General features: G+C 52.3%; 16 protein-coding genes. 8 read left to right on the top strand and 8 right to left on the bottom strand.

Annotated features, from left to right (window positions below; all coding sequences use genetic code 11):
- Positions 1-212 precede the first annotated feature (212 nt).
- On the top strand, positions 213-752 hold the full coding sequence (locus ACVA58_RS27420; protein WP_446513422.1) for a gamma carbonic anhydrase family protein: 540 nt from the start codon (positions 213-215) through the stop codon (positions 750-752).
- A 3-nt stretch (positions 753-755) separates the two neighbouring features.
- Here the strand turns inward: ACVA58_RS27420 and ACVA58_RS27425 are convergent, their stop codons facing one another.
- The 4 genes from ACVA58_RS27425 to tsaC form a co-directional block, all read right to left on the bottom strand.
- Positions 756-1,019, bottom strand: coding sequence for a DUF1488 domain-containing protein (locus ACVA58_RS27425; RefSeq protein ID WP_446513423.1), 264 nt, complete (start codon positions 1,017-1,019; stop codon positions 756-758).
- Between the two features lie 8 nt (positions 1,020-1,027).
- Positions 1,028-1,849 (bottom strand): shikimate dehydrogenase, encoded by an 822-nt coding sequence (aroE, locus tag ACVA58_RS27430; RefSeq protein ID WP_446513424.1) that lies wholly within the window; start codon positions 1,847-1,849, stop codon positions 1,028-1,030.
- A 96-nt stretch (positions 1,850-1,945) separates the two neighbouring features.
- Positions 1,946-2,851 (bottom strand): oxygen-dependent coproporphyrinogen oxidase, encoded by a 906-nt coding sequence (hemF, locus tag ACVA58_RS27435; RefSeq protein ID WP_446513425.1) that lies wholly within the window; start codon positions 2,849-2,851, stop codon positions 1,946-1,948.
- 10 nt (positions 2,852-2,861) lie between these two features.
- Positions 2,862-3,419 (bottom strand): L-threonylcarbamoyladenylate synthase type 1 TsaC, encoded by a 558-nt coding sequence (gene tsaC / locus ACVA58_RS27440; RefSeq protein WP_446513426.1) that lies wholly within the window; start codon positions 3,417-3,419, stop codon positions 2,862-2,864.
- A 199-nt stretch (positions 3,420-3,618) separates the two neighbouring features.
- On the opposite strand from tsaC, the gene purE reads away from it, so the two are divergent.
- Together purE and ACVA58_RS27450 are read left to right on the top strand one after the other, a co-directional pair.
- Entirely contained in the window at positions 3,619-4,107 is a 489-nt protein-coding gene (purE, locus tag ACVA58_RS27445; RefSeq protein ID WP_446513427.1) for a 5-(carboxyamino)imidazole ribonucleotide mutase, read from the top strand.
- Positions 4,107-5,222: a 5-(carboxyamino)imidazole ribonucleotide synthase gene (locus ACVA58_RS27450; protein ID WP_446513428.1), complete on the top strand. Its 1,116-nt coding sequence runs from the start codon at positions 4,107-4,109 to the stop codon at positions 5,220-5,222. The genes purE and ACVA58_RS27450 overlap by 1 nt, the downstream gene beginning before the upstream one ends.
- Before the next feature lie 92 nt (positions 5,223-5,314).
- Here ACVA58_RS27450 and ACVA58_RS27455 read toward each other — a convergent pair whose 3' ends face one another.
- From ACVA58_RS27455 to ACVA58_RS27470, 4 genes are read right to left on the bottom strand one after another with little or no spacing between them, the layout of a single operon-like run.
- Positions 5,315-5,872, bottom strand: a complete 558-nt coding sequence (locus ACVA58_RS27455; protein ID WP_446513429.1) for a topoisomerase DNA-binding C4 zinc finger domain-containing protein — start codon at positions 5,870-5,872, stop codon at positions 5,315-5,317.
- A 40-nt stretch (positions 5,873-5,912) separates the two neighbouring features.
- Positions 5,913-6,386, bottom strand: a complete 474-nt coding sequence (locus tag ACVA58_RS27460; RefSeq protein WP_446513430.1) for a DUF494 family protein — start codon at positions 6,384-6,386, stop codon at positions 5,913-5,915.
- A 2-nt stretch (positions 6,387-6,388) separates the two neighbouring features.
- Positions 6,389-7,483 (bottom strand): DNA-processing protein DprA, encoded by a 1,095-nt coding sequence (gene dprA / locus ACVA58_RS27465; RefSeq protein ID WP_446513431.1) that lies wholly within the window; start codon positions 7,481-7,483, stop codon positions 6,389-6,391.
- Between the two features lie 9 nt (positions 7,484-7,492).
- Complete coding sequence (locus ACVA58_RS27470) at positions 7,493-8,602, bottom strand: LysM peptidoglycan-binding domain-containing protein (RefSeq protein WP_446513432.1); 1,110 nt, start codon at positions 8,600-8,602, stop codon at positions 7,493-7,495.
- A 258-nt stretch (positions 8,603-8,860) separates the two neighbouring features.
- On the opposite strand from ACVA58_RS27470, the gene def reads away from it, so the two are divergent.
- From def to ACVA58_RS27495, 5 genes are all read left to right on the top strand, one after another.
- Positions 8,861-9,382, top strand: coding sequence for a peptide deformylase (gene def / locus ACVA58_RS27475; protein WP_446513433.1), 522 nt, complete (start codon positions 8,861-8,863; stop codon positions 9,380-9,382).
- Positions 9,383-9,411: 29 nt separating this feature from the next.
- Positions 9,412-10,356: a methionyl-tRNA formyltransferase gene (fmt, locus tag ACVA58_RS27480; RefSeq protein WP_446513434.1), complete on the top strand. Its 945-nt coding sequence runs from the start codon at positions 9,412-9,414 to the stop codon at positions 10,354-10,356.
- Between the two features lie 97 nt (positions 10,357-10,453).
- Complete coding sequence (gene rsmB, locus ACVA58_RS27485) at positions 10,454-11,734, top strand: 16S rRNA (cytosine(967)-C(5))-methyltransferase RsmB (protein ID WP_446513435.1); 1,281 nt, start codon at positions 10,454-10,456, stop codon at positions 11,732-11,734.
- A 188-nt stretch (positions 11,735-11,922) separates the two neighbouring features.
- On the top strand, positions 11,923-13,299 hold the full coding sequence (gene trkA / locus ACVA58_RS27490) for a Trk system potassium transporter TrkA (protein ID WP_107351495.1): 1,377 nt from the start codon (positions 11,923-11,925) through the stop codon (positions 13,297-13,299).
- 8 nt (positions 13,300-13,307) lie between these two features.
- Positions 13,308-14,269 (top strand): TrkH family potassium uptake protein (locus tag ACVA58_RS27495; protein WP_446513436.1); only part of this gene is annotated, 962 nt, incomplete at its 3' end.

The raw sequence follows: 14,269 nt of genomic DNA on the forward strand, positions 1-14,269 counted from the left end.
CTGATTGGTTAGCGGCTTAAGTTGCCGTGCTCCGTGTCAGTGAGGTCGCATTATAGAGAGTTCGATCACATTGGCAAGGCTATTTTCAAAAAAAACTCACCTTTACAGCCTGACTGTGCACTATTCAGACAAAGACGGTGTTTTTCGATATTATTTACGCCACATCAAGGCTAATCTGACGATATAAACTTAATTTTTTAAGGCTCTCCGCTATGGTTAACTCTATTCGTCCCTATAAAAACACTTATCCCACTATATCTTCCAGCGCCTATGTCGATCCTTCTGCAATTCTCATCGGTGATATTACTCTGAATGAGGATGCCAGCATCTGGCCTTTGGTTGCAGCCCGCGGGGATGTTAACAATATCAGGATAGGAGCAAGGACCAATATTCAGGACGGCACAGTCCTACACGTCACACGCACCAGCGCCGAAAACCCACAAGGCTATCCATTACTAATAGGAGATGATGTGACGGTTGGCCATAAAGCCATGTTACACGGCTGCCAAATCGGCCATCGTGTTTTAGTCGGTATGGGCGCTATTATTTTGGATGGTGCCATTATCGAAGATGATGTGATTATTGGTGCAGGCAGTTTAGTACCACCAGGCAAGGTACTAAAAAGCGGCTTTCTATACATAGGTAGCCCGGCAAAGCAAGCACGCCTTTTAACCGATAAAGAGCGCGCCTTCCTGCTAGGCTCGGCAGGCAACTATGTCAGGCTGAAAAACGAATACCTTGCAGAAGGGTAGGGGCTAGGCGATATCGATATCACCATCGGCATTAAACTCTTCATCTTCAATCAAAGTTTCTGCGATTTCTTCCAAGTCGAAACGGCACTGGACAAACGCAGTAAGGACAGCGGCCTCATCAGCAAGTGTTTGGCCGCATTCCTTCTCAAGCCATGCTAGGCTCACCCAACAATGTATCAGTGCTCCAGCTTGTTGGGCGGGGAAGTTCACAGCTTGGCGTTCACTATCCCACGTCTGAATATCAGCAAATAAAATATCTTGGTTCATAAGGCTCTTCATTGTTGAAGTGTGCGACGCAATTCATTCTGCACCTGTTTCGCTCCAGGTCGAATGCCACGCCACAACATAAAACTCTCTGCAGCTTGACCGACCAACATTCCCAGACCATCCAGCGTTACTCTAGCGCCGTGCTCTTTGGCCCAAACATTGAAGGTCGTCGACTCGGCACCGTAGACCATGTCGTAACAGGTCACTTCAGGGCGGATCAAACTGACAGGGATCCCAGGCAACTCACCACTGAGGCTGGCCGAGGTAGAATTAATAACAACGTCAAACTGTTCATCTTCTAGCTCGGACAAAGCCATTGCTTGTACCTTGCCATGAGATGAAAACAGCTTAACCAAGGCGTCAGCTTTGGATACCGTCCGATTGGTAATCGTCAAAGATGCTACACGCTGTGCCAGCAGAGGCAATACCACGCCTCGGGCTGCTCCACCAGCTCCGATCAGCAGGACCCTTTGTCCTTCAAGCAAAGTACTGTGCTGGAGCAGATCCTGAACCAAGCCTTCACCGTCGGTATTGTCACCAAGAATAACGCCGTCATCGAGTTTCTTTAGGGTATTAACAGCACCGGCAAGGCGAGCCCGCTCTGTCAACTGGCTAGCATAGGTAAACGCGTCTTCTTTAAATGGCATCGTTATATTGCAGCCACGTCCACCAGCGGCAAAAAAAGCATCTGCAGCATCTTTGAACCCATCTACCGGCGCAAGTTGCGCTTCATAACGCATGTCCTGTCCTGTCTGACGAGCAAAGAGGGTGTGAATAAAAGGGGATTTACTCTGGGCAATCGGGTTGCCAAAAACAACATACTTATCCATCAGCCGGGATTCCGTGTTTTCAAACCAATAAAAAGGGCCTGTATTTCTACTGACCCTATCACTGCCGATTCTAGGACTCAAACCCTTTCAGCCACCTTACCAGTTTCGAGGCTTAAGGTAGTTATCATAAAGATCGGCTTCCTTTGAACCCTGCTCAGGGGCGTAACTATACTCCCAGCGGGCGAGGGGAGGCATGGACATCAAGATTGATTCGGTGCGACCACCGCTTTGCAGGCCGAACAAGGTGCCACGATCGTATACCAGGTTAAACTCAACATAACGGCCACGGCGATAGAGCTGGAACTGACGCTCACGCTCGCCATAAGGGGTAGGGGAGCGTTTCTCGACAATCGGCAAATACGCATCCAAATAACCATTACCTACGGCCTGCATATAAGAAAAGCTTTTTTCAAAGCCCCAATCATTAAGGTCATCGAAGAACAGGCCGCCTACACCGCGGGTCTCATTGCGGTGGGGTAAGAAGAAATACTTATCACACCATGCTTTGTGCTCATCATATACCGACTCACCGAAAGGCTGGCAAAGCGTTTTGGCGGTATCATGCCAATGCTGGCAGTCTTCTTCAAACGGATAGAACGGTGTCAAATCAAAACCGCCACCAAACCACCAGACCGGCGCTTCGCCCTCTTTTTCTGCAATAAAAAAACGTACATTGGCATGAGAGGTCGGCACATATGGGTTACGCGGATGGATCACCAGCGACACCCCCATAGCTTCAAAGCTGCGCCCAGCAAGTTCAGGTCGGTGCGCCGTAGCAGAAGCTGGCATTTTTGCACCAAACACATGAGAGAAGTTTACACCGGCCTGCTCAAAGAGTCGGCCCTCGCGTAATACCCGGCTGCGACCTCCACCTCCGAGTTCACGCTGCCACTCGTCTTGCTCGAAACCCGCTTGCCCGTCCTGCTCGGCAACCGCGTGACAGATCCTGTCTTGGAGACCCAGTAAAAAGGCTTTGACGGCTTCTTTATTTACTTGTTGCATGCTCTCAATCCTATCCTTGGCGGAAAATATTACCAGTGATGGCATCACGAATTTCAGAAGGGTTGTTTCGCCCTCCGGTTTCACCCTGCAAAATCGCTGATAGTTGATGACCAAGCTGGGCCTCAACATCGGCAACCGTACGTCCAGGCTCTTGGCCTGTCAGGTTGGCACTGGTTGAGGTCAGAGGCTTACCAAAGGCAAGGCAAAGCTGTTGCACCTGGGGATGATCAGTAACTCGCACCGCAATCGTATCGAACTGCCCGGTCAAAAAACGCGGGACACCCGGCTTAGTTGGCATGACCCAAGTTACCGGCCCTGGCCAGGAGGCAAAAATTCGGGCTTTCTGCTCTTCGCTCAATGCACTGTCATCAATGTAGGGTGCCAGTTGTTCGTAATTGGCAGCAATGAGGATCAGGCCTTTTTCAATCGGGCGCTGCTTGAGCGCCAACAGCTTGTTGACGGCTGTTTCACTATCAGGATCGCAGCCCACACCAAAGACAGCTTCGGTTGGGTATGCAATAACATCCTGCTGCCGGAGGGCAGCAACCACTAGGCTAAGGTTCTCCACAGGTACCTCTTTGAAATGACTCACGTCAGTTGTAACGTTCTGTTTACCTATCTTACCGACTCCTTACTAACAACTCCATGCACGTTAATCATTGTTGCAATTTACCTGACGCAAACGTTTTCCTTCACAAAAAATACTCGTATAATGCGCGGCACACGCATTAATACCTCACCGTTTAGTTACCCCAAAGGAGATCGGGATGAAAGTTGGGATCATCATGGGCTCAAAGTCAGATTGGCCGACCATGCAGCATGCTGCTGAAATGCTGGACCGCTTCAACATTGCTTATGAAACCAAGGTCGTTTCGGCCCACCGTACTCCGCACTTATTGTCTGAGTACGCAGAGCAAGCACACACCCGTGGTATCAAGGTGATCATTGCCGGTGCCGGCGGCGCCGCCCACCTACCAGGAATGACGGCAGCCTTCACCAGCCTACCTGTACTTGGGGTACCGGTTCAGTCTCGCGCCCTGAAAGGGATGGACTCTCTACTATCAATTGTCCAGATGCCAAAAGGTGTCGCGGTGGGAACCTTGGCAATCGGTGATGCCGGTGCCGCCAATGCCGGCCTACTGGCCGCTCAAATTATCGGAACCCAAGATAGCACGGTCATGGCCGCTATCGATGCATTCCGCAAAGAGCAAACCGATACCATTTTGGCCAACCCTAATCCGGCCGAGGAAGCATAATGAAAGTACTGGTACTTGGTGCAGGGCAGCTTGCCCGAATGATGTCACTGGCTGGCGCACCACTGAACATCGAAGTCTTTGCTTATGATGTCGGTACTGGCAACGTCGTGCACCCCCTGACCCAGCAGGTAATGCTGAAAGGGCTCAATACGGCTATCACGTATTCCGATGTGATCACTGCCGAGTTCGAACATATCCCCCACGAAGTATTGGATATCTGTGAGCAAAGCGGTAAGTTCCTGCCGGCCACTGACGCCATCAAGGCTGGCGGTGATCGCCGCCTTGAAAAAGCACTACTCGACAGTGCCGGAGTGGCCAATGCCACATACCACCTGATCAACAGCCGTGAAGATTTAGATACCGCAATGGACACCGTGGGGTTGCCGATGGTATTGAAAAGTGCCTTAGGTGGCTACGATGGCAAGGGGCAGTGGCGTCTGAAACAGCGTGCCGATGCCGATAAAATTTGGCCTGAGATGGCTGAGTGCATGGCACAAACAGACAACCAAGCCATTGTTGCCGAAGAGTTTGTCCCGTTTGATCGTGAAGTATCTTTGGTCGGCGCCCGCGGTAAAAACGGTGAAATTTCAGTATACCCACTGGCAGAAAACACTCACACCGATGGTGTACTGAGCCTGTCAGTTGCTATGACCGGTAACGAAGCCCTGCAAAGCCAAGCCGAAGCGATGTTCCGCTCACTCGCTGACTCAATGGGTTATGTCGGTGTATTGGCCATTGAATTCTTTGATGTCGGCGGCAAATTGCTAGTCAACGAAATCGCACCACGAGTACACAATTCCGGTCACTGGACCCAGCAAGGTGCCGAGACCTGCCAGTTCGAGAACCATTTACGTGCCGTGACCGGTTTACCATTAGGCAGTACTGCACTGCTACGCCCGACGGCAATGATCAATATCCTAGGTGAAAACCGCTTGCCAAGCGCTTTACTGAGCCATCCTCAGTGCCATATTCACTGGTATGGTAAAGAAAAGCGCCCAGGCCGTAAGATGGGACATATCAATGTCTGTGCTGATACCCAAGAGAAGCTGACGGCGTCACTAACCACGATTGCTGCTCACCTCGACCCAGTAGCGTTTCCAGCCTTAACCCGCTAGTTAGTTAAGCGCCTGAAAAAATAAAGCCAGCATCATGCTGGCTTTGTTTTTGTAGTCTCAGTTTATGGCTAACATTAGGCCTAACGATACTCTCACTCTTGGTATGCATGACAGCGTCGGTCAGCACATTGCAGCTTGATGCCGCTAGCCAATTTCTTCTCAATCAACAAACCAAAACCACACGTTTGACACTGACCTTCCACCGGTTTGGCATTGACCGCAAAGCGGCAGCCCGGATACTGATCACAGGCATAAAACATCTTGCCGTAGCGTGACTTCCTCTCGATGAGATTTCCCTTCTGGCACTGTGGACAGGGGACTTGGGTGGACTCAGCTTTCTTCTCTGGCGATTCAATATGATGGCATTGTGGGTAACCACTACAACCAATGAACATACCGTAACGACCTTGGCGCAATACCAATTCTTCGCCACAGTCAGGGCAAGGCTGGCCTAATTGCTTGACGATATGGCCGTCATTATGGGCCAGGGACTTGATATAATCGCAGGCAGGATAATTGGTACAGCCCAGAAAAGGACCACGCTTACCATTGCGCATAGCCAAAGGCGAGCCGCATTGAGGACACAGCTTTTCATGGTCTAGCGCGTGCTCATGGGCACTAAACAGCTGGGTGTTAATTTTTCCAGACATACGACTCAATCATCTTCAGTAACAACCCACTTACACTGTTTTAGTGTATGTAGCCATCTTCCATGCCATACAGCAGCTCTTCCATCTGGCTGTAGGCGCTTTCATTGCCCGGCGCATTGAATAAAACCATCAAAATAATCCATTTCAGATCATCAAGATTAAAGTCTGAGGTTTCCAACGCCATTATCCGATCAATAACCATTTCACGGGTATCGGCACCCAACACATGTATTTGCTCTAGGTAGGTTAAAAACCCCCGGCAAGTAACATCCAGTCGTGACATTTCTTGCGCCGTATATATGCGCATAGCAGTCACTGAACTGGTGTTCATATATGGGGTTTCTTCGGTTTCTTGCAGGGCCGCTAGCTTTTCAAGCCACTCTAGCGCCTTGTAAATATCTTCCTGGTGGAAACCAGCTCGAAGCAACTCTTCAGAAAGTTCATCCTGATCAACCAAGAGCTCCGCATCGCTGTGGATATAGGTTTCAAACAGGTACATTAGGATATCCATCATAACTAGCCCCTCCTCGTTCTGACATAGCCACCTGGTACAGCAGCGACCATTCCCTGCAATTCCAATTCAAGTAACTGCATCATGACTTCATGAACGGGTAGCCCGCTGCGTTCAGCAACTACATCTACGGGTGTTGCCTCATTGCCTACGTTAGCCAACAGCGCTGGAAATGGCAATTTTTCATTTTCAGGTTGTGGGACACAATGAACTGACTGGCTACTTTTTGCGCACTCTGTCAGTACTCCGACATCCTCAAAGATATCGACCGGCGATTCTACTAATTTGGCACCGTTTTTTATCAGCGCATGACACCCTCTACTCATTGGGTTATGGATCGAGCCAGGCACCGCAAAAACATCGCGTCCTTGTTCAAGCGCATAACGGGCGGTGATCAGAGATCCGCTTTTTTCCTCAGCCTCTACAACTAATACGCCGACCGATAACCCGCTGATCACTCGGTTACGCCGGGGGAAGTTCTGGGGACGCGGTGATTCATCGGGCCAAAACTCCGATACCAACGCACCTTGTTCGACAATCGTACCGGCCAGATCTCGATGTTTGGCGGGATAAATACGGTCGAGGCCCGAACCTAATACCGCAACAGTAGCACCGCCATTTTTCAGCGCACCGTAATGGGCACGACCATCAATACCCAACGCCAAACCACTGGTCACGACGTAGTCCGCCGCAACCATGGCAGCAGCAAACTCTCCGGCCGCCTCCAAACCGTCAATACTGGCTGCCCGGCTGCCGACAATCGCCAACTGTGGCTCATGCAGCCTACGCGTCTCACCCCGGACAAACAGTAACGGAGGAGGAGACGGTATTTCTTTGAGCAAGGCCGGATAAAGCAGGGAATCGAGGGTAATGATCTGCTGGTTGGGCTGTTGGTGCCAAGCGAGACAACGGTCAATACGCTGCTGGGGTGGAAATGCAAAATGCTGGCATTGACGCTCGCTCAATCCGAGTTGAGCCCGTTCCCGCTCGGACATCGCACACAGTTCAGCCGGTGAGGTGTGCTCCAACAGGCGGCCAATACGAAAGCCGCCAAGCTGCGGGGTCGAGGCCAAGATAAGCCAGTCAGTAAGCGATGACATCGTTCCGGCTTAACCTTTTATAGGTGACGCTAAACGCGCCCCCACTCTAAAAGGTTCGATCGCCCGGGTCACCACGGCAAGGCTAAAATATTCATAAGGACGGAACACTATCACCTCACCGATCAGGATATCTTGCAACCGGCTTGATTCCGAGGAAGAAAAAAACAAAGGCGATAACAGCGGGCTATCAGGATCACTGTATTCATAAGTTCCTTTATCACCGCTATAACCCGCGCCAGGTCGAATGATGCTGAGCACATGGCCTGCTTCCAGGCCATCAAGGTGACCCCGATTGAGCACAACGACCTCATGGGTCGCGACATATGCCATTCCCCCCATATTGGCTACAACCTCGGCCTCACTTGCTGCCGGGGCGGGAGAGGGAGAGAAGCTCATCACTCCTTCCTCTTTAGGTAACGGGGTAGGGAGCAACACATCATTGGGTTTGACTTCCCGGTAGGCATCGGTCAGCACCACTGCGCTGGTCGTATTTATGACACTCACCACTTCACCACGGGCAACCTCTTTCAAGCTTGATATTTTGCGGGTTTCCCCTGATGCTAACTTGCGCTCCAGCGCAGGCGCAGGCCGGTAAATCCCCCACCGATCACCAACAACCAACGGCATGTCGACCCAGACAGTCTCCCCTCTGGCGATATACCCCTGCGCCAGGCTGTCACCGATCACATGGGGCAGATTATCCCGCTCCTTCTCCACCAATAACTTATCCTCAGCGAGATAAGGCAAAAGCAACTCAGCTGGCAAGGTTGTCACCGGCTTCGGGGTCACTTTGATCTTGGGCGATAAATAGCGCAGTGGTTTACGCAGCAAACGAGGTTGGCCATCAATAAAATACAGGTGGAGTTGGTCGCCGGGGTAAATCCAGTGGGGATCTGCCACCGTATTACGGTTGCTCTGCCACAGCTCTGGCCAGCGCCAAGGGCTAGCCAGGTAATGTGCCGAGATATCCCAAAGGGTATCTCCCTTCTTGACGGTATAGACGGCAGGCGCCCCTTCCTTCACGCTAAGTGCAGCAGATTGAGCAAGTACGCTCCCCCCCATACTCGCGACAACCAACCACATTACCCACCAAGGCACCTTTTTCCACTGCTTCATCATCCCCCCCACACCACTAGGCATAAATGCTCAGGCTGTCATTGACCTTGTACCGTGTCCAGAACACTGTGTCTGTTCGCCCGCAGTTTTCGGCAGGCTTCACTATTTCCAGCCTCACAATTGCAATTTACCAAGCGGTAGCAAGCCGCAGACACATAAGAACCATGCAACGGGGTACTATGATTTACCCTTTAAAATGACTAGAATTAGAACAATTAAACGATCCCAGTGATCAGTACTGCCTTTTAACAAAGAGTGTCTATGTCTGTATTGCAAGTATTAACATTCCCTGACGAGCGCCTGCGCACCGTTGCCAAACCTGTCGAAACCGTAACGCCTGAGATCCAGAAACTTGTCGATGACATGCTGGAAACCATGTACGACGAGGAAGGGATCGGTCTGGCCGCAACTCAGGTGGATTTCCACCAGCGCATCGTGGTGATCGACCTGTCGGAAGAGCGCAATGAGCCAATGGTACTGATCAACCCAGAAATCATCGAAAAGCGCGGTGAAGACGGCATCGAAGAAGGCTGCCTGTCTGTTCCCGGTGCCCGTGCACTCGTGTCACGAGCTGCTGAAGTCACGGTAAAAGCCCTGAACCGTGACGGTGAAGAGTTTACTTTTGACGCCGACGACCTATTAGCTATCTGTGTCCAACACGAGCTTGACCACCTAGAAGGTAAACTGTTTGTCGATTACCTGTCGCCACTGAAGCGCAAGCGTATTCAAGACAAGCTGACTAAGATCAAGCGCTACAACGAAAAACACGCGAATAACGCCTAATTCGCCCACCTGATTTTAAGGACGCTACCTTGAGCAAACCTTTGAAAATTGTTTTTGCTGGTACTCCGGATTTCGCCGCCCGTCACTTGGCGGCGTTATTGTCTTCGGAGCACGATGTCATTGCGGTTTACACCCAGCCGGACCGCCCTGCGGGACGCGGCAAGAAGCTAACAGCTAGCCCTGTAAAGCATATTGCCCTTGAGCACAGTATCCCGGTCTACCAACCGGAGAACTTCAAGTCAGACGAAGCCAAGCAAGAGTTGGCGGCTCTCGATGCCGATATCATGGTGGTCGTGGCTTATGGCCTGTTGTTGCCACAAGCGGTACTGGATACCCCGAAACTGGGTTGTATCAATGTCCACGGCTCAATCCTGCCACGCTGGCGTGGTGCAGCCCCGATCCAGCGCTCTATCTGGGCAGGTGATGCTGAAACAGGTGTAACCATCATGCAAATGGATATCGGCCTTGATACCGGTGACATGCTGAAAATTGCCACCTTGCCTATCGAAGCAACCGATACCAGCGCCTCGATGTATGAGAAGCTGGCTGAGCTGGGTCCAGTCGCTTTGGTTGATTGCCTGGCTGATATTGCCAATGATAAAGCCGTGGCTGAAAAACAAGATGATACGCTTGCCAACTACGCCAAGAAACTAAGCAAAGAAGAAGCCTGCATCAACTGGGCGGATGATGCCGCCCACATCGAACGCTGCATCCGCGCTTTCAATCCATGGCCGATGAGCTACTTTGCGGTTGCCGAGCAAAATGTCAAAGTCTGGCACGCCAGTGTCGAAGCCGATAACCAAGGCAAGGTGCCAGGCACGGTTCTCGCTGCAGATAAGCAGGGAATTTTGGTGGCAACCGGACAAGGGGCACTGCGCCTGACCGAGCTCCAGCCTCCGGGCAAAAAAGCGATGAAGGCACAAGACCTGCTGAACTCACGCCGCGAATGGTTCGAACCCGGCACGGTACTGTAACCATCCAAGGGCCAGTGCTTGCACTGGCCTTACTTTTTTCAACCAGCCTCCACCGCAGCAAGCGACTGGAGGCCGGTCAATAGATCAGGAAATCTGCATGAATGTAAGAGCTGCAGCAGCCAAGGTTATCTATCAAGTGGTTGATCAGGGCCAGTCTCTTTCTACCGCACTGCCGGCTGCCCAACAAGATATCAAAGAGCGCGACCACGCGCTGCTCCAAGAGATTTGCTACGGCGTACTGCGTTGGCTACCACGCCTTGAGTCAGTCACCCAGCAACTCATGGACAAACCACTCAAGGGCAAACAACGCGTCTTCCACCACCTTATTCTTGTCGGGCTTTACCAGCTGGGTTACATGCGCATCCCGGCCCATGCAGCGGTTGCCGAAACGGTCAATGCCACCAAGAATCTGAAAAAGCCGCAGCTTAGAGGTCTAATCAACGCCATTTTGCGTAACTACCAGCGTCAGCAAGAGAGCCTAGACCAGCAAGCTATCAGCCATGATGCCGGCCGTTACGGCCACCCAGGCTGGTTGCTAAAACTTTTGAAGGCTAGCTACCCTGAGCAGATCGACAGCATCACCACGGCAAACAACACCAAGGCACCGATGTGGCTTCGGGTCAATCGCCAACACCACAGTCGTGATGCCTACCGTACATTGCTTGACGAAGCCGGTATCGAGACCGATATCCACACCGAAGCGCCGGATGCTCTAAAGCTCCACGCACCATGCGATGTGAGCAAGCTGCCAGGCTTTGCCGATGGTTGGGTATCAGTGCAAGACGCAGCCGCCCAGCTGTCGGTTGAATACCTCCAACCACAAGCGGGTGAACTGATCCTTGATTGCTGTGCGGCACCCGGCGGAAAGACAGCCCATATCATGGAGCGCCAACCAGATACCCAAGTGGTTGCCATCGATTGTGATGACAACCGCCTCAAGCGGGTCCATGACAACCTTCAGCGCCTGAACTTAACAGCTCAAGTATTATGTGCCGATGCCCGCTACCCGGATAAATGGTGGCAAGGCGAATTGTTCGACCGCATCTTGCTGGATGCCCCTTGTTCGGCCACCGGTGTGATCCGCCGCCACCCGGATATCAAGTGGCTACGCCGCGCCGATGATATTGCCGCACTGGCCCAGTTGCAGTCGGAAATTGTTGATGCGATGTGGCAGCAGCTCAAGCCGGGCGGCACCTTGGTATACGCCACCTGCTCGATTACCCCGCAGGAAAACAGCGAACAGGTAAAAGCCTTCCTTGAGCGTACCGTTGATGCCGAGCTGATCGGCAGTGACCGCCAGCAACCTGGCCGTCAGATATTACCTGGCGAACAGGATATGGACGGCTTCTACTACGCCGTCATGCACAAAGCGAGTTAAACACCCTATAGCGGAACTTGACCTTCAAGTTCCGTTTTTTTGTCCACATTTCGGGACGTTATGCAGGTAATTCGGCGTGCATGCTTTCTATCGCTGAAAACTAAGTTATTCTAAATGAGCAGAGTTCTGCATGACCCTTATCCCGAAGCGTAGTAACCTACAGCGATTCTATTAATCAGGCATATGCTATGAAAATTATCATTCTCGGCGCCGGACAGGTCGGCGGTACCCTTGCCGAAAACTTGGTTGGCGAGAACAACGATATCACTATCGTCGATAAGGACCCTGAGCGCCTGCGCGAGCTGCAAGACAAATATGATCTGCGTGTCGTACAGGGCTTTGCCAGCCATCCCCGCACTCTGCGCGAAGCCGGGGCACAAGATGCCGACATGCTGGTTTCGGTAACCAACTCCGATGAAACCAACATGATCGCCTGCCAGATCGCCTTTACCTTGTTCAATACCCCGAACCGAGTGGCCCGTATCCGTTCGCCGGAGTACCTCAAGGAAAAGGACCAACTTTTTCAGTCCGATGCGGTGCCGGTCGATCACCTGATCGCTCCGGAAGAGCTGGTAACCGGCTATATCGAACGCCTGATCGAATACCCGGGTGCCTTGCAGGTCGTAGGGTTTGCCGAGGACAAAGTCGGCCTAGTTGCCGTCAAGGCCTATTACGGTGGCCCACTGGTCGGCAACGCCTTATCAGCCCTGCGTGAGCATATGCCGCACGTCGATACCCGGGTGGCTGCAATCTTCCGTCAGGGCCGTCCAATCCGCCCACGCGGCACCACGATTATCGAAGCCGACGACGAAGTCTTCTTTGTCGCTGCCAGCAACCATATCCGCTCAGTCATGAGTGAACTCCAGCGCCTCGAGAAACCTTACAAGCGCCTGATGATTGTCGGTGGTGGTAATATCGGTGCAGGTCTGGCCCGTCGTTTGGAGCAAAACTACAGTGTTAAACTGATCGAACGTAACCCCGAGCGGGCAGAAAACCTGTCCGAGATGCTGGAGAACACCATTGTATTCTGTGGCGATGCGTCCGATCAGGAACTGCTGAGCGAAGAGCACATCGAACAAATCGACGTGTTCATTGCCGTGACCAACGATGATGAAGCCAACATTATGTCGGCCATGCTGGCCAAGCGGATGGGCGCCAAAAAAGTCATGGTGCTGATCCAGCGCGGGGCCTATGTCGACCTCGTCCAGGGCGGTACCATTGATATTGCGATTTCGCCACAGCAAGCGACAATCTCAGCTCTGCTGACCCATGTCCGCAAAGCCGATATCGTCAACGTCTCCTCACTGCGCCGCGGGGCAGCCGAAGCTATCGAGGCAATTGCCCACGGTGACTCGAGCACCTCCAAGGTGGTTGGCAAAGCCGTTGGTGAGATCAAACTTCCTCCGGGCACCACCATTGGTGCGGTTGTCCGTGGTGAAGAAGTGCTTATTGCCCATGACCGCACGGTGATCGAACAAAATGATCACGTGGTGATGTTCCTGGTCGATAAGAAATACATCCCAGACGTCGAACGCCTGTTCCAACCTAGTCCGTTCTTCCTGTAGTAGCCAACATGGTCAACTTTCGTCCTATTCTGTTCGTGATCGGGCTGGTCTTATCCAAGATCGCCCTATTCATGTATGTCCCGACCCTGGTGGCCTTCGCCACCGGGACCGAAGGGTTTATCGACTTCGCCACCGCCGTCATAATCACTCATGTGGTGGCTTTCCTGTGCCTGACATTCGGCCGAACCAACGAGTTCAAGCTTGGCGTGCGGGATATGTTCCTGATCACAACTCTGGTCTGGACCATTGCTAGTGCCTTTGCCGCCTTACCGTTTGTCTTTATCAACCATATAAGCTTCACCGATGCCTACTTTGAGACCATGTCGGGGATCACCACCACAGGCTCAACCGTCCTCAGCGGGCTGGATGATATGGCGCCGAGCATCTTGCTCTGGCGCTCCACCTTGCAGTGGCTCGGTGGGATAGGCTTTATCGTGATGGGGGTGGCTATCTTGCCGATGCTCAATGTCGGTGGTATGCGCCTGTTCCAAACCGAGTCTTCCGACTGGTCCGATAAAAGCTCACCACGGACCAAGAGCGTGGCCAAGAATATCGTCAATGTCTACCTCAGCCTTACTGGGCTATGTTTCCTCGGTTACCTGCTGACGGGGATGAATACCTTCGATGCAATCAACCATGCCTTTACAACGCTGTCGACTGGTGGCTATTCAACCTCAGATGGCTCGATGAACCACTTCTCGAACAGTGCCCACTGGGTGGCGATTGTGTTCATGTTTGCCGGTGGCTTGCCGTTCCTGCTGTTTGTTCAAGCGCTGCGAAAACGCGAAGCCCGCTCTTTGCTGAGCGATGCCCAAGTGAGGGGCTTCACCCTCTTGGTATTCAGTGCAGGCCTTGCCGTGGCGCTGTGGCTGACCTGGCAATTGGACTACCGCTTCATTGACGCGTTTAGGGTCTCGTTGTTCAACATCATTTCGGTGGTTACCACCACCGGCTTCGGGTTGGATGACTT

This window comes from Photobacterium sp. DNB22_13_2 (genome assembly GCF_052873915.1).